The sequence below is a fragment of the Mesorhizobium sp. B2-4-14 genome (assembly GCF_006442155.1).
Lineage (GTDB): Bacteria > Pseudomonadota > Alphaproteobacteria > Rhizobiales > Rhizobiaceae > Mesorhizobium.
In genome coordinates this window covers 138,007-156,674 of record NZ_VFVA01000012.1, presented here as the reverse complement: position 1 = coordinate 156,674, position 18,668 = coordinate 138,007, and the positions used below count along the sequence as shown (strand labels likewise).

Annotated in this window: 23 protein-coding genes, 1 tRNA gene and 2 pseudogenes; 15 read left to right on the top strand and 11 right to left on the bottom strand. The window is 60.0% G+C overall.

Annotated features, from left to right (window positions below; genetic code table 11):
- Nucleotides 1-194 precede the first annotated feature (194 nt).
- The 3 genes from FJ938_RS13625 (at nucleotide 195) to FJ938_RS13615 (ending at nucleotide 1,012) form a co-directional block, all read left to right on the top strand.
- Nucleotides 195-280 (top strand) — tRNA-Leu (locus FJ938_RS13625).
- A gap of 116 nt (nucleotides 281-396) precedes the next feature.
- A complete protein-coding gene (locus tag FJ938_RS13620; RefSeq protein ID WP_140607507.1) occupies nucleotides 397-744 on the top strand; it encodes a hypothetical protein in 348 nt (115 codons plus the stop codon).
- 70 nt (nucleotides 745-814) lie between these two features.
- A complete protein-coding gene (locus tag FJ938_RS13615; RefSeq protein WP_140694420.1) occupies nucleotides 815-1,012 on the top strand; it encodes a hypothetical protein in 198 nt (65 codons plus the stop codon).
- A 273-nt stretch (nucleotides 1,013-1,285) separates the two neighbouring features.
- Here FJ938_RS13615 and FJ938_RS13610 read toward each other — a convergent pair whose 3' ends face one another.
- On the bottom strand, nucleotides 1,286-1,525 hold the full coding sequence (locus tag FJ938_RS13610) for a hypothetical protein (protein ID WP_140694418.1): 240 nt from the start codon (nucleotides 1,523-1,525) through the stop codon (nucleotides 1,286-1,288).
- Nucleotides 1,526-1,600: 75 nt separating this feature from the next.
- On the opposite strand from FJ938_RS13610, the gene FJ938_RS30270 reads away from it, so the two are divergent.
- Entirely contained in the window at nucleotides 1,601-1,732 is a 132-nt protein-coding gene (locus FJ938_RS30270) for a hypothetical protein (RefSeq protein WP_281406639.1), read from the top strand.
- 62 nt (nucleotides 1,733-1,794) lie between these two features.
- Here FJ938_RS30270 and FJ938_RS13605 read toward each other — a convergent pair whose 3' ends face one another.
- Together FJ938_RS13605 and FJ938_RS13600 are read right to left on the bottom strand one after the other, a co-directional pair.
- Nucleotides 1,795-2,064: a hypothetical protein gene (locus FJ938_RS13605; RefSeq protein ID WP_140607510.1), complete on the bottom strand. Its 270-nt coding sequence runs from the start codon at nucleotides 2,062-2,064 to the stop codon at nucleotides 1,795-1,797.
- A gap of 243 nt (nucleotides 2,065-2,307) precedes the next feature.
- Nucleotides 2,308-2,874: a hypothetical protein gene (locus FJ938_RS13600; RefSeq protein WP_140607513.1), complete on the bottom strand. Its 567-nt coding sequence runs from the start codon at nucleotides 2,872-2,874 to the stop codon at nucleotides 2,308-2,310.
- On the opposite strand from FJ938_RS13600, the gene FJ938_RS29470 reads away from it, so the two are divergent.
- A complete protein-coding gene (locus FJ938_RS29470) occupies nucleotides 2,875-3,012 on the top strand; it encodes a hypothetical protein (RefSeq protein WP_181165518.1) in 138 nt (45 codons plus the stop codon).
- 44 nt (nucleotides 3,013-3,056) lie between these two features.
- Here FJ938_RS29470 and FJ938_RS13595 read toward each other — a convergent pair whose 3' ends face one another.
- The 4 genes and pseudogenes from FJ938_RS13595 to FJ938_RS13580 all read right to left on the bottom strand — a co-directional run bounded on the left by FJ938_RS13595 (nucleotide 3,057) and on the right by FJ938_RS13580 (nucleotide 5,230).
- On the bottom strand, nucleotides 3,057-3,293 hold the full coding sequence (locus FJ938_RS13595) for a hypothetical protein (protein WP_140607514.1): 237 nt from the start codon (nucleotides 3,291-3,293) through the stop codon (nucleotides 3,057-3,059).
- Nucleotides 3,294-3,390: 97 nt separating this feature from the next.
- A pseudogene (locus FJ938_RS13590) lies at nucleotides 3,391-3,771 on the bottom strand (IS1595 family transposase); the annotation flags it as partial.
- 58 nt (nucleotides 3,772-3,829) lie between these two features.
- Entirely contained in the window at nucleotides 3,830-4,141 is a 312-nt protein-coding gene (locus FJ938_RS29465) for a hypothetical protein (protein ID WP_181169082.1), read from the bottom strand.
- Between the two features lie 510 nt (nucleotides 4,142-4,651).
- Nucleotides 4,652-5,230 (bottom strand): NUDIX domain-containing protein, encoded by a 579-nt coding sequence (locus FJ938_RS13580; RefSeq protein WP_140694416.1) that lies wholly within the window; start codon nucleotides 5,228-5,230, stop codon nucleotides 4,652-4,654.
- A 158-nt stretch (nucleotides 5,231-5,388) separates the two neighbouring features.
- On the opposite strand from FJ938_RS13580, the gene FJ938_RS13575 reads away from it, so the two are divergent.
- The 3 genes from FJ938_RS13575 to FJ938_RS13565 all read left to right on the top strand — a co-directional run bounded on the left by FJ938_RS13575 (nucleotide 5,389) and on the right by FJ938_RS13565 (nucleotide 7,185).
- Nucleotides 5,389-6,492 (top strand): NADH:flavin oxidoreductase/NADH oxidase, encoded by a 1,104-nt coding sequence (locus tag FJ938_RS13575; RefSeq protein ID WP_140694414.1) that lies wholly within the window; start codon nucleotides 5,389-5,391, stop codon nucleotides 6,490-6,492.
- A 144-nt stretch (nucleotides 6,493-6,636) separates the two neighbouring features.
- Nucleotides 6,637-6,915: a DUF982 domain-containing protein gene (locus FJ938_RS13570; RefSeq protein WP_095770306.1), complete on the top strand. Its 279-nt coding sequence runs from the start codon at nucleotides 6,637-6,639 to the stop codon at nucleotides 6,913-6,915.
- 30 nt (nucleotides 6,916-6,945) lie between these two features.
- Nucleotides 6,946-7,185 (top strand): DUF2188 domain-containing protein, encoded by a 240-nt coding sequence (locus FJ938_RS13565; RefSeq protein WP_140607517.1) that lies wholly within the window; start codon nucleotides 6,946-6,948, stop codon nucleotides 7,183-7,185.
- A 98-nt stretch (nucleotides 7,186-7,283) separates the two neighbouring features.
- Here FJ938_RS13565 and FJ938_RS13560 read toward each other — a convergent pair whose 3' ends face one another.
- Nucleotides 7,284-7,568: a hypothetical protein gene (locus FJ938_RS13560; protein ID WP_140607518.1), complete on the bottom strand. Its 285-nt coding sequence runs from the start codon at nucleotides 7,566-7,568 to the stop codon at nucleotides 7,284-7,286.
- Nucleotides 7,569-7,890: 322 nt separating this feature from the next.
- Between FJ938_RS13560 and FJ938_RS13550 the strand changes: the two genes are divergently transcribed.
- From FJ938_RS13550 to FJ938_RS13525, 6 genes are all read left to right on the top strand, one after another.
- Nucleotides 7,891-8,634 carry a competence/damage-inducible protein A gene (locus tag FJ938_RS13550; RefSeq protein WP_140694411.1) on the top strand — a complete coding sequence of 248 codons (744 nt, stop codon included), beginning with the start codon at nucleotides 7,891-7,893 and terminating at the stop codon, nucleotides 8,632-8,634.
- Between the two features lie 81 nt (nucleotides 8,635-8,715).
- The gene (locus FJ938_RS13545) at nucleotides 8,716-9,549 is read left to right on the top strand and encodes a universal stress protein (protein WP_140607520.1); all 834 of its coding nucleotides are present in this window, start codon (nucleotides 8,716-8,718) and stop codon (nucleotides 9,547-9,549) included.
- 116 nt (nucleotides 9,550-9,665) lie between these two features.
- The gene (gene gpt, locus FJ938_RS13540) at nucleotides 9,666-10,166 is read left to right on the top strand and encodes a xanthine phosphoribosyltransferase (protein ID WP_140607521.1); all 501 of its coding nucleotides are present in this window, start codon (nucleotides 9,666-9,668) and stop codon (nucleotides 10,164-10,166) included.
- Between the two features lie 210 nt (nucleotides 10,167-10,376).
- The gene (locus tag FJ938_RS13535; RefSeq protein WP_140607522.1) at nucleotides 10,377-10,865 is read left to right on the top strand and encodes an NUDIX hydrolase; all 489 of its coding nucleotides are present in this window, start codon (nucleotides 10,377-10,379) and stop codon (nucleotides 10,863-10,865) included.
- 115 nt (nucleotides 10,866-10,980) lie between these two features.
- A complete protein-coding gene (locus FJ938_RS13530) occupies nucleotides 10,981-11,289 on the top strand; it encodes a PilZ domain-containing protein (protein WP_140694409.1) in 309 nt (102 codons plus the stop codon).
- Nucleotides 11,290-11,918: 629 nt separating this feature from the next.
- A complete protein-coding gene (locus tag FJ938_RS13525; RefSeq protein ID WP_140694407.1) occupies nucleotides 11,919-15,704 on the top strand; it encodes a vitamin B12-dependent ribonucleotide reductase in 3,786 nt (1,261 codons plus the stop codon).
- Nucleotides 15,705-16,115: 411 nt separating this feature from the next.
- Here FJ938_RS13525 and FJ938_RS13515 read toward each other — a convergent pair.
- A pseudogene (locus FJ938_RS13515) lies at nucleotides 16,116-16,258 on the bottom strand (transposase); the annotation flags it as partial.
- Nucleotides 16,259-16,618: 360 nt separating this feature from the next.
- Here FJ938_RS13515 and FJ938_RS13510 point away from each other — a divergent pair.
- Nucleotides 16,619-17,164 (top strand): J domain-containing protein, encoded by a 546-nt coding sequence (locus FJ938_RS13510; protein WP_140607525.1) that lies wholly within the window; start codon nucleotides 16,619-16,621, stop codon nucleotides 17,162-17,164.
- A 459-nt stretch (nucleotides 17,165-17,623) separates the two neighbouring features.
- Here FJ938_RS13510 and FJ938_RS13500 read toward each other — a convergent pair whose 3' ends face one another.
- Together FJ938_RS13500 and FJ938_RS13495 are read right to left on the bottom strand one after the other, a co-directional pair.
- A complete protein-coding gene (locus FJ938_RS13500) occupies nucleotides 17,624-18,019 on the bottom strand; it encodes a TadE/TadG family type IV pilus assembly protein (RefSeq protein WP_140607527.1) in 396 nt (131 codons plus the stop codon).
- Between the two features lie 202 nt (nucleotides 18,020-18,221).
- Entirely contained in the window at nucleotides 18,222-18,662 is a 441-nt protein-coding gene (locus FJ938_RS13495; protein ID WP_181165519.1) for a TadE/TadG family type IV pilus assembly protein, read from the bottom strand.
- Between the last annotated feature and the right edge of the window lie 6 nt (nucleotides 18,663-18,668).

Genomic DNA, 18,668 nt, shown 5'->3' with positions numbered 1-18,668 from the left:
GGGAATGGGGTGGGCCTGAGAGGCGCCGGCCTTGGCGGATCAAATCCACCGCGAGGATGTTTAGCAATGCCTGCGCCGTTGATAATTCCGCGATCGCGCCAGTATCGCCGCGCGCCCCTCCTCTGGGTTGCGCGTTCGAGAACGCGAGAACACGACTTGACGGCCTGTGTCTGGCATCTGAAAAGGGCTGGCCTGCGGACGTGGCGGAATTGGTAGACGCAAGGGACTTAAAATCCCTCGATCTCTGATCGTACGGGTTCGATTCCCGTCGTCCGCACCACTTTGAAATTGCTTACTTATTTGAAATCTACCATTGCCGTAGGCTACCCTGAAAAAACGTGACGTGGGTAGCCGCCAAGGTAGCCGAGACAGTCAACTAGGAGGGAGAACACTTGCATGACGCCAGCAAAAGCTAAGGGCCATCGAGGATCGTGGTTCGCCAATGTCGACGGAGAGAGCCTCCCATGCGTCCACAAGTATTGGGTCAAAGGTCTCGTCCACCACGACCGCTTTCAGAGGCAAGGCTACGCTAACTCTTCGCAAATTTTGGAATTGGTCCAAGCAGTTCAACAAACCGAGCGGGTGATCCTCACCGACGACAAACCGATCGTTGATGCTGCTGGAAACCTAATTGGCTTCGAACGCAAGGGCTACATCGCGATCTACGCGGTGGATGATGTCACATACAGCCCGGAGGAAGGCCTAAAGTTCCGGTTGGTGCAGAGGATTCGAAGCCTGCAATAATTTTGCTTACGGGGTCGATTAAAAAGACACAGCCCGGCCATTAAGCGGTTGGGCCAAAAAGGGGATGGTAATGGCCGTCTATCAGGTTTGGGCCTCGAACAGCGAAGACGAGTGGACCTATTGCTTTTTGGAAACTGAGGACCGCGAGGAAGCAAAAAACAAAGCTCAAGAGATTTTTGAGTCGCGCCGCTTCCTGTTCTTGGCGATCGACAAGGATGGCAAGACCATCTGGTCGAACGATCCTGACACACCAGCGGAGTTCGACTGAGCAGTAAAAAGGCCCGGAAGCCGAAGCCGCCGGGCAATCAGCGGAGGTGCTGGGGAGCATCTTAATGAATCGTTGACCGCGCTGTCCTATTTTGGAACAGCGCGGTCAAACCCCAACCGGACTGCGCAGGCGGCTCCGGCAACCCAGCCCCCGCCGCACTGTCGGAGCCGCCACCATACATGGAATAATACCAGCAATGGTTGAATCAACTGTTACTAAGTGTCCTTTCCAGTTCGCTTTCCCGGTCGTTAGACTTTGATAAAACTGGGGATTTCAGATCCCCTGCCCGCCCTCGATAAAGCTGGGAAAATCGCACTCGGCATGGTCCATTTCGCGGTCGGTGCATACCTCCCGTTCATGGTCGCCACGCGCGCCGTCCGCCCAATGCGTTTGATTGTGGTGACGGTTCGGTGCGCCTAGCGTCGGCTCCTCGGTGCCGTCGTCCTCATCGTCGCTGTTGTCCAGTTCGCGATCGTCGTATGGGATGCCCCTGCCGTCGTCAAAGCCGCTCACAGTCTGCGGGCCGAGCGCACACCAGCCAAGCCACACCTTAACGTTTGTTCAATGCGCCCAATTTAGAATTGGAGCATGCGCTTCTCCATTGTGCTTTTTGGCTGGGCGGCAATTTTCGGCTGGGACTTCGCCGCCAATCAAGGCGAATTCACCATTCGCCTCGGTATGAGAGTTGCCCACCTGATCCAAACGTCGGGGCTTGTTTGAAACGACGTAGATAGATAGGGCTTCGACGCGTCCGCAAGGCTTCGCGATCGGCCTGGGCATCGCTATAGGCCACGCTGTAGCGGGTTGATCTCATAAGGGTCACTCGGCCGCACCGGCCCCGTGGTATTCCACTGGATGAACTCGACCTCCTTTCCCGTCACTTCCCGCACGGCCTTCAACAGCGCCTCATGAAGGTCTTGCATTGAGCGGTAATGATTGCACTGCGGCGATATAAATGGCTTCACGATGCTCAAGTGAAGCGCCTCGGCCGCCGCTAGGAAGCGCTCGATTTCCGCCTCGGAAAGCTGTTTGGATGGTTTGCTCCTGGCCATTTGGCGATCTCCGTTCTTGAAGGGGTCGCCGCTACGGAAGGATTACATTCCTAATTATATACATGACAAAAGCGACCAAATCACATAAGCCGGAAGGCGACAGGCCGGCACTAGGCGGAAACCCGCCAACAGATCAAGAAATCATAACCGCGTTTGCGAACGAAATACGCGAGGCGGTTGGGCTTGGCGTTGGTGCTAACGATTCTCAGTCGCGTTTCGAGCTGATTGCTGCGCAGCTGCTCGCTAACCCAATCTTGGCAGGAACGCGCTCACGATCCTGAACTGAAGTTCAAATATGGTTTTCGATAAATGCTCGAACATCTCGGCTGCCTTGTCGAGTTCGGCTTTGTCGAAAAGGAATTTTCCTAGCAAAGCCTTCCGCTCTTGTTCCGTTGTGTAGCTAGGACCGAAAATCTGCTCGACAGAGAAGGTGCGGAGCAGTTCAGTATGCTGGTATTCTTCGCCAATAAAGTGATGCGTTTCATTCCATCGCCCATGAATTATACGGTTCCTGACCGTCGCCTTCTTCCCGATTTTTTCGGTTGTGCGTTCTACGTCTTTCAGAAGATCGGGGTGTTTGCGAAGGTGAGACCGCGCAGCTGCTTCTATGACGCGCAACTGCGCTTGAATCCCGATGATTGACAGGAGGATCGAGCCAGACTTGTTAAGATCGGTGGGAGTGCTGACGGAATTGAACAGAAACATCATTTGCCATTCGACCTTCGACCAAGCGTCGACGGCAGCAGCAAATGCGATGTAGGTTTCGTCGCGCGTTGGGCGGAAAACTAGCTCTTTTGGGAATTCCGGCATATGGCTGAGACCGACAAAGACCTGGATGAAACGAGGCGCATCATGGAGCGCTTGGTGAAGACGCCGCCTGACCCCAACAAGGCCAGCGCAAAGCCCGGTAAGAAGCCGGTCAAAAAGGAAGAAAAGCCCGCTGATTGAGCGGGCTTTTTCCTAAGAAAGGAACGCCCCAATGGTAGAGTCGGTCATCCCTGACCTTGGTCGCCTTTTTTCGGAAATGCGGGAAGAAGATCGTCAATTAGCTTCTCAGCGTGACGCCGCCCATTGGGCGAAGATAAGAAATTATTTGCTTCTCTTTTCGCTCGTCCTCTGTCTAGCCGTTGCGTGTCTGGCAATTGCGATATGATGCCGGCAAGAGCCGCGATTTGCCCGGATATTTGATCTAAGGCTGTTTCGATCCGGCGTTCGCTGTCAGTAGGCATAATGTTTGGTCCCCCCTTTTAACTTTGACCAAACAACGCTTACGCTTTCTTTCTCATTCTGTGGAGTCGGCGCGCCTTCTGGCGCAAGGTCTTTGCTCTAGTGAGCGCTTCGATAGGTCAGTCGCTTGCCTTCGATGCCTTCCATGATGGCGTCAACGCGCATCTGGTCGGTGAAGCCAAGCTTGGCGTGGCGATTGTAGCGGAAATCGAACTCGGCAAGGTAGCGGTGCAAGTGCGCCTCGCCGCAATGCTGATAGACCCCAACCATGCCGCGCTTGAAGACTGAAAACACGTTCTCAATTGTGTTGGTGTGGACGATGCGGCCGGCTTCGTAGCGAACGTATTCGCCGCCAGTGTGCTTGACCGTGGCGTGGTCGGCAAACTCCTGTCCAGTGAAGGTGTAGAAGTTCGACTCGTCGGTCATGAGCGTCGATTTGCGGTCGGCGTTGCGGACCAGCACATCGCGCGCAGATGCTTCGTGGCGCGCTCGACATAGAAGGAACGCACGGAGCCGCCACGGCGTTCGTCCCCGTTTGTTAGATGCGCGTGGTGCCATTCTCTTGGCCACCAAAATGTCGTACCGGTGGCCGCTGATCGGTGCTTCGCCCGTGGTCTGGCCCACCGCCCATCTCAATGATTCCGACCAGCGCGCGAACAAACTCAACCATATCGTTTGCGGTGAGGGCTGCCTTGTCGGGACTCTGTCCAATGTGCTCGGCGGCCGCGCAACATGACAGGCGGATGAGATCGTAGTGCGAATCCCTTTCATCCTCCGGCAACGCCGCTAATCTCATGGCTCGGCGATGAATCAACCGCAGCAATTGTTCGAGAGCTGCTCCGACACTCATGCGTTTGCTCCGCATAGCGTTTCCGGCGCTCCAGGACGCGTTGGAACGTCGACGAGAACGTGTTCCCTCCCTGTGTCAAAGCTGCATCTCAGTCATTAATATATCGTTTATTGCTAATATTACAGGCTTGCAGGAGCCAGGTGCGCGCGCGTCGGACGACGCCCGCTGCTCCTCAGAAATCGTTCGTGTCAGCGTCATCTCGGTAGGGTTGGCATAAAAGGCCCGCCACGGTCGGGCGCGGACCGTCCGGGCAGCGATGAAATATCGCAATCGTTCTGAGCAATCCCAATGTTATCCCGCATTTGGCGGATCGAGCTTCGTCAGGCGCTGTTTGGCCTCGATCACGCCGCTGCGCGGACCTGATCCGGCTGCAAACCGCGATATAATCCCGACATCACAGTCCTCGTCCAACGTTTCTACCGCGCGTTGCAGAGCGAGTTCCGCTCGGTTGATGCACTGTCTGGCCCCAGATTTGCCAAGCCAGGAGCCTGGAGGGCACCAGAACACGATTCAAGCCGCGATCGGGTTCAGCTTCAGATGCTGGATCAGGATGATGGTCTTGGCATCGACGATGCGTCCGTCGGTTATGCCGGCGAGCGCTTCGTCGAGCGGCATTTCCAGAACTTCGATGTCCTCACCTTCTTCCGGGGCGCCGCCGCCGGCGGAGATGCGGTCGGCGGGCGAATAGCGGGCGACGAAGAACCAGAGCCGCTCGGTGACGCTGCCCGGGCTCATGTAAGGCGAAAACAGCCGCTCGACATCCTTCAGGCGGTAGCCGAGTTCTTCCTCGGCTTCCTTGCGGATGGCGGTCTCCGGATCGTTTTCATCCAGCAGTCCGGCACAGGCTTCGATCAGCGGTTCGCGATGGCCGGTCACGTAGGCGGGATAGCGGAACTGGCGCACCAGAAGCACGGTCGAACGCAAAGGGTCATATGGCAGGATCACCGCCCCATCGCCACGATCATAGGTCTGGCGGATTTGCGTTTCCCACTGGCCGTCACGCCGGCGATAGTCGAGCACGGTCTTCTTCAGGACCGCCCAATCGTCGGAAAGAACCTCTTCCGAGCGGATGCGAACGCGGTCTTCCATCGGACACCTCTGATCTGCTGGCGCAGGCAGCCCTAGCGGCGAACCGGCTGCGGCGCAATCGGGCCAGCGATTGGTCCAGCAGGCGTTTCACTCCCTCGTGTGTGGCACGGAGGAGATCCGTTGCCTAAATAGCAGGTTCCCTCCCCGGAGTTTCTTCCATGACGACATCGCTTTTCCAGCCCATCACGCTCGACGGGCTCAGCTTTCCCAACCGCATTGCCGTGGCGCCGATGTGCCAGTATTCCGCCGAGGACGGCTCGGCCAGCGACTGGCATCTTTACCACTGGATGAACCTGGCTATGTCCGGCGCCGGCATGGTCACTGTCGAGATGACCGATGTCGAACGGCGTGGGCGTATCACCCATGGCTGCCTCGGCCTCTATTCCGAAGACAATGAAGCCGCCACGCGGCGGGCGCTGGACGCGGCCAGACGCGTTGCCGCCCCGGGCACCAAGTTCGGCACGCAGCTTGCCCATGCCGGCCGCAAGGCCTCGAACCGCAAGCCTTGGGAAGGCGGCGGGCCGTTGCAGCCAAACGAAGATCCCTGGCAGACCGTTTCAGCCTCGGCCATAGCCTACGACACCGGCTGGAACGTGCCGCGTGCGCTGGAAGACGACGAGATCCTCCAGCTCATCGAGCGGTTCGCGGAGGCCGCAAGGCGGGCCGAACGCGCCGGCTTCGACTTCATCGAACTGCATGCCGCGCATGGCTACCTGATCTTCCAGTTCCTGTCGCCGCTCTCCAACCAGCGCACGGACCGCTGGGGCGGCTCGCTGGAAAACCGGATGCGTCTCGCGGTCGAGATCGCCAGGGCGGTGAAGAAAGCAGCACCAAGCCTGATGCTCGGCGCGCGGCTGTCGGTGAAGGACTGGGTCGATGGCGGCTTTGACGTCGATGACGCGATCGAGGTGGCCAAAGCGCTCAAGGCCGAGGGCGTCGCCTATCTCTGCTGCTCCAGCGGCGGCAACTCGCCGTTGCAGAAATTGCCTACCGGCCCCGGCTATCAGGTGCACCTGGCGGAAGCCGTGCGCAAGGGCGCCGGGATCCCGACCCGTGCGGTCGGCCTGATCGACGATCCGAAGCAGGCCGAGGCTGTCATCGCCGAGGGCCGCGCCGACATGGTGGCGCTGGCGCGCGCCTTCCTGGCCGACCCACGCTGGGGTTGGCGTGCGGCCGCCACGTTCAGCGAAAAGATCCATCCGGCGCCGCAGCTCGCCCGCTCGGTGACGACGATGGAACACTGGATGAAGGCGGCGGGCTGAGCGATCCCACCTCCCAATGCCGGCGCGGTCCTGCCCAGCGACATGCATCGAACAAACTTAAGTCGCGTTGCAAACTCGACGCGACTTTTGGGCGCAGTCTGAAGGCCATTTTTGAAACCAAATTGGCTGCTTTGCGTTGCGGCCATGATGGACAGCAAACCCTTTGAAACGCCCGTGGTGGTCGAGCTTGGCCATGTCGGCAAATATCGCCATATCCGCAGCACCCAGGAAGCGGCGGAGTGCCTGATGACGGTTTGGCCGCTCAATCGCGGCCCGCGTCACCGTGATGCTCTCGACACTTGCCTCAAAGTGCTGGAAGGTTATCGTTCGACAGCGGATGCACGACGGGCACTGATCGAGGCCGCCAGGGAATCGGAAGTGCTTGTGCCCGACGACAGGCTATCCGACGACCGGCTGCATTGAGCAGGCGGAGCTTTCAACCGGAGGTTTTTAATGGCGAAGCTGACTTACAAGATCGTCGAACATGACGGTGGCTGGGCCTACAAGGTCGGCTCGACCTTCTCGGAGACGTTTCCCACCCACCAGGACGCGTTGCGCGCCGCCGAAATCGCTTCGGCCGAGCAGCAAGTCGCGGGCGCCACGGACGGCATCCAGTATGAGGACGCCGAGGGCAAATGGCACGAGGAATTGGCCGATGGCCGCGACCGGCCACAGACCGAGGTTTCCGACTAAACTGCCAGCAGAAAAAAACTTGCCCGCACAAAGACAGGGTGCCGACCGCGGACGTCAGGAGAGACGACGTCCTGCGGTCAGCAGCCGCCCCGGCGGAATTATTTGCCGCAGTACTGATCGTTGACGTTCAGCCCGGCATTGGCATCGGGACCAGGGGTGCTGGACGCACAAGGCCCGACCGGACCAGGGTTGCCAAGGCTGTTCAGCCCACTGCCATCCGCATTGATGCTTCCGGTGGTGCTCTGGTCGACGCCTTGGGAATCCTCATTGCCGAACAGCCACCAGTTGTGATGGCTGGAATACGTGCCGTCCGACGGCTGGGCCATCGCCGATGTTGCGAGCCCGATTGTCAGAACCGACGCCGCGAGAAGTTTCGTATACATTGAATCACTCCGTATCTTGGCCGCCTTGGGTGCGACACGGGGTAAACCCGGCGATCAGCGGGATGGTTCATTGAAATTGTTGTGAGGCCGCGGTGATGGAATGCACGGGCTGCAATCCGCTCTATGAAATCAACGACCCGCTTCGGTTCGACGAACTGCGGCATGTGGCCGGCACCGTCGACACGTTCACATTGAATTGCGAATGCAGATGCCGCCGGCCGGTCGAAACACAGCGCCGGCCGCGTGGCATTGCAGCAGGCCGCGCGCCGCGCTATCTCAGGCGACATCGCCTTCCCAGACGACCCGTCTTGCCGGAGCCTTCATGCCCGAAATCGTTACCGCCGCCATGCTTGTCATCGGTGATGAGATTCTGTCCGGCCGCACCAAGGACAAGAACATCGGCCATCTCGCCGACATCATGACGGCGATCGGCATCGACCTGAAGGAGGTGCGCATCGTCCCCGACGAGGAAGACGAGATCGTCGCGGCTGTGAATGCCGTGCGCGCACGCTACACCTATGTATTCACCACCGGCGGCATCGGTCCCACCCATGACGACATCACCGCCGATTCGATCGCCAAGGCGTTCGGCGTGCCCTGCGAATACGATGCCAAGGCCTACGCGATGCTGGAGGCGAGCTATGCCGCGCGTGGCATCGAATATACAGAGGCGCGCAAACGCATGGCGCGGATGCCGCGCGGCGCCGACCATATCGACAACCCGGTGTCGGTGGCGCCCGGCTTCCGCATCGGCAATGTCCATGTAATGGCCGGTGTGCCCGCTATCTTCCAGGCCATGCTCGACAATGTCGTGCCGACGCTGAAGACCGGCACGAAGATGCTGTCGGCGGCGGTGCACTGCCCCTTCGGTGAAGGCCTTGTCGGCGGGCCGTTGGGCGAGATCCAGAAAGCGCATCCGGACACGATCATCGGCTCCTATCCGAAATATGGCGATGGCAAGTTCTGGACTGAACTGGTCGTTCGTGCCCGTAGCCAGGAGGCGCTCGACGCCGCGCGCGCCGATGTCGAGGCTATGGTGGCGGGATTCGCCGTCAAGGCGGGCTGATCGGCTCGAGGCCGGAACCAAGCACGGCGCGGCCACGTTTCTTTCCGACTGGTTCGGCGCTCGCAAGATTGAGGGATCATCATGCGCTTCAAGACGATGGTTGCCATTCTGCAGAACGAGCAGGATGCCGAGCGCGTGCTCGACTGTGCCATTCCGCTTGCCAGCCGCTTCGAGAGTCATCTGATCGGCATCCATGCCGAGGCGCTTCCTGTACCCTACACATCGGCAACCGGATTCCCGGACACCGAGTTCTTGCAGGTCTCGGCCGACATGAACCGCGAGCGGGCCAACAAACTCCAGGCCGTGTTTCTCAGGCGTATCGAGGATTCCGGCCTCTCCTTCGAGTGGCGCAGCCTGGAGAGCTTTTCCGGCGACAGCGCGCTGACGGGCATTTCAAGCGTGCGCGCCGCCGATCTCATCATAGCCGCCCAACGCGAGACCGGCGGCGACCCCAGTGCCGACGTCGATACGCTGGTCTATGACGCCGGCCGGCCGGTCCTGGTGGTGCCCCACGCCGGCCCGCTGGTCACCACCTTCAAACGCGTGCTGCTCGCCTGGAACGGCAGCAAGGAAGCCGCCCGCGCCGCCTTTGACGCGTTGCCCTTCATCATCGAGGCCGAGAAAACCGACATACTGGTCATCGATCCGCCCGATACGCTCGACGAAAGCCCGGAAGCCGCCGGTGCCGAAATCGCCTCCGCCCTTTCACGCCACGGCGCCACCGTCAGCGTCTCGGTGCTGAAATCGGGCGGCACGTCTGTCGATGACATGATCCAGAACAGGGTCGCCGAAAGCGGTGCCGATCTCCTGGTTCTTGGCGCCTACAGCCACTCCTGGCTGCGTCAGCTTCTGTTCGGCGGGGTGACGCGCACGGTCCTGCGCACCGCGCAGGTTGCGGCCTTCCTGTCGCGATAAGTCCACAACGATCACTGGTGGCCACCCTTGCCAAACCCAAGGGTTTCCAGTTAATTCCGCGCGCATTCCCCTGTTTTCTTGCACGCGGTCCTCGCGTGCTGCGGAGTGCGCGAGACATGTCCCTTCCCGAAAAAGCCTTCCCGGTCTCCTGGGACCAGTTCCATCGTGACGCCCGCGCGCTCGCCTGGCGGCTTGCCGGCACCAACAAGGGGCAATGGAAGGCGATCGTCTGCATCACGCGCGGCGGATTGGTTCCAGCGGCGATCATCTCGCGCGAGTTGGGCATCCGCATCATCGAGACGGTCTGTGTGGCCTCCTATCACGACTATACCAGCCAGGGGCAGTTGCAGGTGCTGAAGGAAGTCACGCCGGCGCTGCTTGCCGATGATGGCGCCGGGGTGCTGATCATCGACGACCTGACCGACACGGGCAAAACCGCCGGTATCGTACGGGCGATGATGCCCAAGGCCCATTTCGCCACCGTCTACGCCAAGCCCAAGGGCAGGCCCCTGGTCGATACTTTCGTCACTGAGGTCAGCCAGGACACCTGGATCTATTTTCCCTGGGATATGGGCTTCACCTATCAGAAGCCGATCGCTGACGATCACGCCGGCTGATTCGGAACGGGCGCTTTTTCCAGTTTAAGCCGTCACCAGCGACAATATTTGCCTGCGCGGCCAAGCCCGCGAAGGCAGAATGTCCTGTGAAATCAACCTTTGTTGAGGGAACCGGCCAGCCTGATCAAAGTTTTTACTTTTATTGGTCACGATTAGTCGTAGAATCCGTGAGGCGGCAAACGATTCTGGAGGCTGGGGCTAGCTTCTCCGATGTTGATAAGGCCAACGACGCACAACCATCTGGCTGAACGGGTCCAACGGCTCTTCGGTATGGCTCCATGCCGCCTGCAGGTTGCCGCCCTGCCCTGGCGCAATGTGGGGAACGGTGTCGAGATCATGCTGATCACCAGCCGTGACACCGGCCGCTGGGTGCTTCCCAAAGGCTGGCCTGAGGCCAGGGAGCCGCTCTGCGAGGCGGCCGCACGCGAGGCTGGCGAGGAAGCCGGATTGCGCGGTAGCGTCTCTCATCTCGAAGCCGGTCGCTACTTCTATGCCAAGGTGCTGGCCTCCGGCGAAGAAGTACCCTGCGAGGTGCTGGTGTTTCCGCTGCATGTCGACAAGATCGCCGACCGCTGGAAAGAAAAACACGCCCGCACCCGCAAATGGGTCAATTCCAGCGAAGCGGTGCGCATGGTCCATGAACCCGACCTGTGCCAGATCATCGCCTATTTCTGCGCCGACCCGCACAAATTTTCCTAGACCGCCGCCGGCCTGTGCCGCGTGCGCCACGGCGGATTCACACGCCTGTGATGTGCCGCATGAATGGTTTGCTAATTTTTCTTCGCTAGGAAGCGGCCAATCTGGCGTTTGATCGATGGCGAAACCTGTAGACCCACTTCAGCAAGACCCGGGCAAGCCCAAGCGCGAGCGCCGCCCTCGCGTGCTCAAGGGTGCAAGCATCATCACCGGGTCCCATTCGGAAGTCGCCGTTTTGCTGCGCAACCAGCATGCGGGCGGCGCCGAACTGAAAATACCGCTCGAGGCCCGGATTCCCGATCGCTTCCTTCTTTACGTGCCGCTCGACAGCGTCGGCTATCGCTGCGAGGTCCGCTGGCGCCGCAAAGACAGGATTGGCGTGCAGTTCACCGGCACCGAGCCGAAACCGAGGTTGCATTACGGCTGAACCACGATTTGCCCGGCGCCTCCCAACGTCGGCAATTCGCAAACCGGCGACCCAGACGACCATCGCGGCGGCGCATTTCTATCCCCGTTATCCACATGTGTGACACACAAGATGTTGGGGTCACAAAAGCTACGCAAACGAATCCTTGACGGCGCAAAACGAGTCGCCTTTTATAGGCCATGCGCTCCTGTTGAGAGCGCGACCGGAAAGTTCTGAGCCCGGTCTTTTTCCCGGATTATGTGTGTTTTTTTCCCGCATTTCCGCCTGTTACGAGGCCGGCGGAAGCGTTGGGATTGTGGGGCATGGGGCGACGAAAGGGAGAATTGTCGGACTGGAATAAATTGTCTGTTAATACTATATTTAGTGTTTGCAGGTAGGTTCGGCGCTAGATAGTGTGAATTTCCCTCGATCGAGGGAATCGAAAAATTCAGTTTCGAAGGACCCGCAAGGTCGGTTGGCAGCCTCGGCAAGCGCCTGGCAAGGCGTCTTGTTGCGCGCGCGGCAGCAGCTTGCGAAGAGGAGATGCCGGCATTGTTCGCGATGCCTGCAAACGGCGGACTGTGCTTTTCGCATTTGGGGCAGAAATCCCCTGACGAAAGCGCTATATATAGACAAAAGGGACAGGACCAATGCGCATCGAGCGTCGTTTCACCAAGCCGGGGCAATCTGCTTATGCGGAGATTGAATTCCGCAAGGCGCTTTCCGAGATCAAGAATCCGGATGGCTCGGTGGTGTTCCGCTTGGACAATATCGATGTGCCGGCGCAGTTCTCCCAGGTGGCGGCCGACATCCTGGCGCAGAAATATTTTCGCAAGGCTGGTGTCCCCGCGCGGCTGAAGAAGGTCGAGGAGAACGACGTCCCCTCCTTCCTGTGGCGCTCGGTCGCCGATGAGGCCGAACTTGCCAAGCTGCCGGAAGTCGAGCGCTATGGTTCCGAGATCGACGCCCGCCAGGTCTTCGACCGTCTGTCCGGCACCTGGACCTATTGGGGGTGGAAAGGCGGCTACTTCAAGTCGGAAGACGACGCGCGCGCTTTCCGCGACGAACTCGCCTACATGCTGGCCACCCAGCGCGTGGCGCCGAACTCGCCGCAATGGTTCAACACCGGCCTGCACTGGGCCTATGGCATCGACGGTCCGAGCCAGGGTCATTTCTATGTCGACCCCTTCACCGGCAAGCTGACCAAGTCGAAATCATCCTACGAGCATCCGCAGCCGCATGCCTGCTTCATCCAGGGCGTGCAGGACGATCTCGTCAACGAGGGCGGCATCATGGACCTTTGGGTGCGTGAGGCGCGCCTGTTCAAATATGGCTCCGGCACCGGCTCCAACTTCTCGCTGCTGCGCGGCGAAGGTGAAAAACTGTCGGGCGGCGGCCGTTCTTCCGGCCTGATGAGCTTCCTCAAGATCGGCGACCGCGCTGCGGGCGCCATCAAGTCGGGCGGCACGACGCGCCGCGCCGCAAAAATGGTCATCGTCGATGCCGATCACCCCGATATCGAGGAATTCATCGACTGGAAGGTCAATGAAGAGCAGAAGGTCGCCTCGCTGGTGACCGGCTCCAAAATTGTCAAGAAGCATCTCGAAGCCATCATGAAGGCCTGCGTCAACTGCGAAGGTCAGGATGACGATTGCTTCGACCCGTCGATCAACACCGCGCTGAAGCGCGAGATCAAAGCGGCCAAGAAGTCGGCCGTGCCGGAGAACTACATCTACCGCGTCATCCAGTTCGCCAAGCAGGGCTATACCTCGATGTCGTTCAAGACCTACGACACCGACTGGGATTCGGACGCCTACCTCACAGTTTCGGGCCAGAACTCCAATAATTCGGTGTCGCTGAAGGACAATTTCCTGCGCGCCGTCGAGCAGGATGGCGACTGGCAGCTGACCGCCCGCAAGGACGGCAAGGTGCTGAAGACGCTAAAGGCCAGGGATCTCTGGGAAAAGATCGGCTACGCCGCCTGGGCTTCGGCCGATCCCGGCCTGCATTTCAACACGACGATGAACGACTGGCACACCTGCGCTTCGGCTGGTGCGATCCGGGCCTCCAACCCGTGTTCTGAATACATGTTCCTTGACGATACGGCCTGCAATCTCGCTTCGATCAATCTGCTCCCTTACCGCAATGCCGACGGCACGATCGATATCGCCGCCTACGAGCATACGGTCAGGCTGTGGACCGTCGTTCTCGAAATCTCCGTCATGATGGCGCAGTTCCCGTCGAAGGAGATCGCCAAGCTCTCCTACGACTACCGCACGCTCGGCCTGGGCTATGCCAATATCGGCGGCCTCTTGATGACCTCGGGCATTCCTTACGATTCCGACGAGGGCCGCGCCATCTGCGCCGCGCTGACCGCGATCATGACCGGCGTCGCCTACGCCACCTCGGCGGAAATGGCCTCCGAGCTCGGCGCCTTCCCGGATTATGACCGCAACGCCCAGAACATGCTGCGCGTCATGCGCAACCATCGCCGCGCCGCCTATGGCGACAGGGACGGCTACGAGAAGCTGGCTGTCAATCCGGTGCCGCTGGTCGCCGCCGATCTCAAGCAGCAGGCGCTTGCCGAGCATGCGAAAGCCGCCTGGGACCGCGCCATCGAGCTTGGCGAGGAGCATGGCTACCGCAATGCGCAGGCGACCGTGATCGCGCCGACCGGCACGATCGGCCTGGTCATGGATTGCGACACCACTGGCATCGAGCCCGACTTCGCTCTTGTGAAGTTCAAGAAGCTCGCCGGCGGCGGCTATTTCAAGATCATCAACCGCGCCGTGCCGGAAGCGCTGCGCACGCTCGGCTATTCCGAGAGCCAGATCGCCGAGATCGAGGCCTATGCGGTCGGCCACGGCAACCTCAACCAGGCACCCGGTATCAATCCCGGCTCGCTCAAGGCCAAGGGCTTTACCGACGAGAAGATCAGCGCGCTCAACGCGGCGCTGAAGTCGGCGTTCGACATCAAGTTCGTCTTCAACCAGTGGACGCTCGGTGCCGACTGGGTGAAGGAGACCTTTGGCTTCACCGACGAGCAGCTCAACGACTTCTCGTTCGAGATGCTGCCGGCAATGGGCTTCTCCAGGAAAGACATCGAGGCAGCCAACATCCATGTCTGCGGTGCCATGACGCTGGAAGGCGCGCCCTTCCTCAAGGCCGAACACCTTGCCGTGTTCGACTGCGCCAGCCCCTGCGGCAAGATCGGCAAGCGCTCGCTGTCGATCAACAGCCACATCCAGATGATGGCCGCCGCACAGCCCTTCATCTCCGGCGCCATCTCCAAGACCATCAACATGCCCAACGATGCGACGGTGGAGGACGCCAAGAACGCCTACATGCTGTCGTGGAAGCTGGCGCTGAAGGCCAACGCGCTCTATCGCGACGGCTCGAAACTGTCGCAGCCGCTCAATGCCTCGCTGCTCGCCGATGGCGAGGATGACGAGGACGAAGCGGTCGAGCAGCTGATCGCGGCGCCGCAGGCGGCGCGGGCGGCGCAGATCACCGAGCGTATCGTCGAGCGCATCATCGAGCGCGTGTCGCGCGAGCAGGAGAAGCTGCCCGGTCGCCGCAAGGGTTATACCCAGAAGGCCAAGATCGGCGGCAACACCATCTTCCTGCGCACTGGCGAATATGATGACGGCCGCCTCGGCGAGATCTTCATCGACATGAACAAGGAAGGCGCGACGCTGCGTGGCCTTCTCAACAACTTCGCCATCGCGATTTCGCTCGGTCTGCAATACGGCGTGCCGCTCGACGAATATGTGCATGCCTTCACTTTCACCAAGTTCGAGCCGGCCGGCATGGTGATCGGCAACGACGCCATCAAGAGCGCGACGTCGATCCTCGACTACGTGTTCCGCGAACTTGCGATCTCCTATCTCGGCCGCAACGACCTCGCCCATGTCGACCAGTCGGACTTCTCCAACACCGCACTTGGCCGTGGCATCAGCGAAGGCAAGACCGACGCCGTTTCCAAGGGCCTGACGCGCGGTTCACCGGTGAAGCTGGTTTCCCGGGTAAGCGGCAGTGAGCCGAAGGGTTTTGCCGGCTCCGCCTCCGGCACCCCTGCCCGCTCGGCGCCGTCGGCCTTCTCCGGCTCCAACGTGCTGGCGTTGAAACCGGCCAGCGACGAGGCGATCGCCTACAAGCGCGACTATGAGGAGCGGGCCAAGGAATTGGCCGAGGACATGGCCTTCGAGGAAGCCGCCGACGCGGCCTCCGAGGCCTCCGGCGCCGCGGCCCTGTTCACCGACGCGGCCGCCAATGAAGCAGCCGAGGCGAAGAAACTCGCCGCCGACCGCCGCGCCAAGTCACTGCTTCAGGGCTACACCGGCAATTCCTGCTCCGAGTGCCAGAATTTCACCATGGTGCGGAACGGGACGTGTGAGAAGTGCGATACTTGTGGGGCGACCAGCGGGTGCAGCTGAAACCCTTTGCCTTATGGTCCTCCTCCTGACGCGTCACTGAATCTCGCTCAACGTCAAGGTAGATCGCTCATTCGACACACGATGTCTGCTCACCTCTGGCGGTAAGCCGAAAAACACAATCTCCGGGCGCTTTCCGCGCCCGGGAATGCCCTATACCTAACCACGTTTCTCCCAGCGACCTCGACCTCCGCTTTGGCGCCGGCAACGCCGACTGCTGGTATCTCGATGACGATAGCCTGGCGCGCGCAGGACATGTCATGCGGCAATTCCCGCATCTGGCCGCACGATTTCGGCAAACCCCTCTCGCCACGAGGCATGGCGCGGGCTCCAGCCGAGCTCTGACTTGGCCCTGACGTTGGATCCCGCGCGCGATTCCGTCATCATGACGACGAGATGGCCGCCGGCCGCGAGCTCCGGCGTGCGTTCGCTCTTTGAAGCCCGCAGCGCCTCGTCCATCTCGGCCTCGAGCACCTCCTGCATCACCGCGCGGATCACTTCGTGCGGCCATCCGGGTTCGATAGCAGAATGTTTTTGACGGCAGCGCTGGCAGTCAGTCTTGGTCATGGTGGCGTTCCTTCGCGGGAATCAGGTGACGTTGAACATCACCAGTCTGCCATGACCGCCTCTCTCGGCGAATTTGCTGAACTCTCAGCACATTATCCTGACTTACCGATCTGTGCAGGGGCGCGAATCTGGTGTCTACTTGGCAAGCGCTTACCCTGAAGCCTCTCGCCCAACAGGCGCCTGACATCTGTCCGTGGCAGTGATTGAGACCATCCATTGCCACCGGACCAAGGTCTTGGTTTTTGTAAAGCAAAGGTCTGACATTTCCATCCAGACTTTGTCCTTGGCCGTCAGATATTCCGTACTCTGGCAAATCGGCATATAAAGCGCGCCACGGGGGACACAACTCTATGTTCATTGACTATTATGAAATTCTCGAAATTAGCCCGAATGCCAACTCGGAAACGTTAGAGCGGGTATTTCGTTACTTTGCCATGCGCTACCATCCCGACAATCAAGACACCGGCGATGAAGCACGCTTTAGCGAAATCGTGGAAGCCCATAACATCCTGAAAGACCCGGTCAAACGCGCTCAGTACGACATCAAGTACAAAGACCACTTGAAGCTTCGCCGCGAGCTGATTGAGGAAACCGGCAATAATAAAGGTATAGAGCGTGACGTCGTAATTCAGGCAAAACTTCTCTCGCTTCTTTACGTCAAACGCCGACAAGACGTCAATGATCCTGGCATTGGCGATACAGAACTTGAACGCCTGTCAGGCTGCCCCCGTGAGCATCTCGAGTTTCATCTCTGGTATCTGAAAGCAAAAGGCTGGATAGGTAGGGTCGAAAACGGCACCTTCGCGATTACCGTGGAGGGCATCGATCGCGCCAATGCCGAACACCGTCGTGAGCCCGCCATCCGACTATTGGACCGCGACGTCCGTGGCGCATGAACCCTTTGCTGCTGCAAAGGATCCGCCGTTCCATTGACGGCAACGGCGGTCCGTCCTGGGATAGTGGGTAGTCGGCGCGCCCGCGCGAGAACAGCGCGACCTGGAGGGAACCAGTGGAAGTGCCGCGCGTTCTCGCCGCATGCTCAAAAAGATCGCCTTTGCTGCCGTTCTGATCCAGGTCGCCGCCTTTTCGGCTCTCATAACCCAGACGGTTCTTTTCGCGTCATCCACCACCACCCACGCGGCGAACGTAGCGCCTGGCGAAGCTGTTGCGGCCGTAGACAGAGAATGCACCCAGGCAATGTGGCCCAATATTCCGGATCATTGTCTAAGGCGGATTGAGGCAACGAGGCCGATTGCGACAACAATCCTGCGGACGGCCGCGCAATAGCGACCCGGCAGGGCAAGGCAGGCCGTGCGTCACTTGACCACCAAGGCCCATGCCCGGCAGACCGTGGCCTACGCGCCGACCAGCGGCACGGTAACGGTCGTCGCGTAGTTGATCGGGAAAGCGCTGAAATAGGGAAAGTCGATGACGAAGGCATAGCTGGCAGTCAGATGTGCCATGCGGAAGCCGCCACTCGCCGGATCCATGACGATCGTGACGACGACATCCTTCAAACCCAGGGCCTGAAGTTTCTGTGTAGCGATAGCCTGGATGTCGGCCTGGGTCAGCGTGTTCTGAAGCTGCAGCGAGCGTGCGGACATCTCCAGCGTATAGCGAACGCTGGATACGGAGTTCATCGACCAGCCGAAGGCGAAGATGCCAAACAAAAGCATGATGAGAAACGGGGCGATCAGTGCGAATTCCAACCCGGCACCGCCCGATCGATCCCGCCTGAACGCGGCTGCCATGACGCAATTCCAGGAAAAGTGCGAAGCGGTTTTCCGTCCGGAATTGCGCAGAAACAAAGAGTTAGAGCGGGTCAACGATTCCATCAAACGCTGAACCGCTCTGACGCAATTCCAGGAAAAGTGCGAAGCGGTTTTCCGTCCGGAATTGTGTCCAAGCAAGCACATAGTGCGGGCCTGCGTTTCCGCGAAACGAAGAACGGCTCTAGCGGACACGGATCACCTCCAGGTGGCCGATGACGCTGGACGTGGAAAAGACGCCGAAGGTGAAGGGCGGCACCCAGGTGGCCGACGCCTGGATCTGGACATAGACCGATGGCGCCTTGGGCCCACTGCACAGGGTGGCGGCGTCGACCACGGTCGCCCCGCACATGTAAATCCGGCTTAGCGTGACCTGGCCATCCGCCGGCCGCTTCTCCCAACTCGAAATGGCAACGGCCTGGGTCGCCGTATCGTTGGTCGATCCTGCCATGACCAGGTTCGCGGCAGTCTTGACGCCGGCGCGCATCGACAGTGAACTCGTCACGTAGGACCAGCCGTCGAGGATGCCGAGCAGCGCAACGCACAGAAAGGGCAGAACCATTGCGAACTCGACGGCCGCAGTGCCCGCCTCATCTTTAAGATACGAGATCGATCGACGCTCCACGGCAGG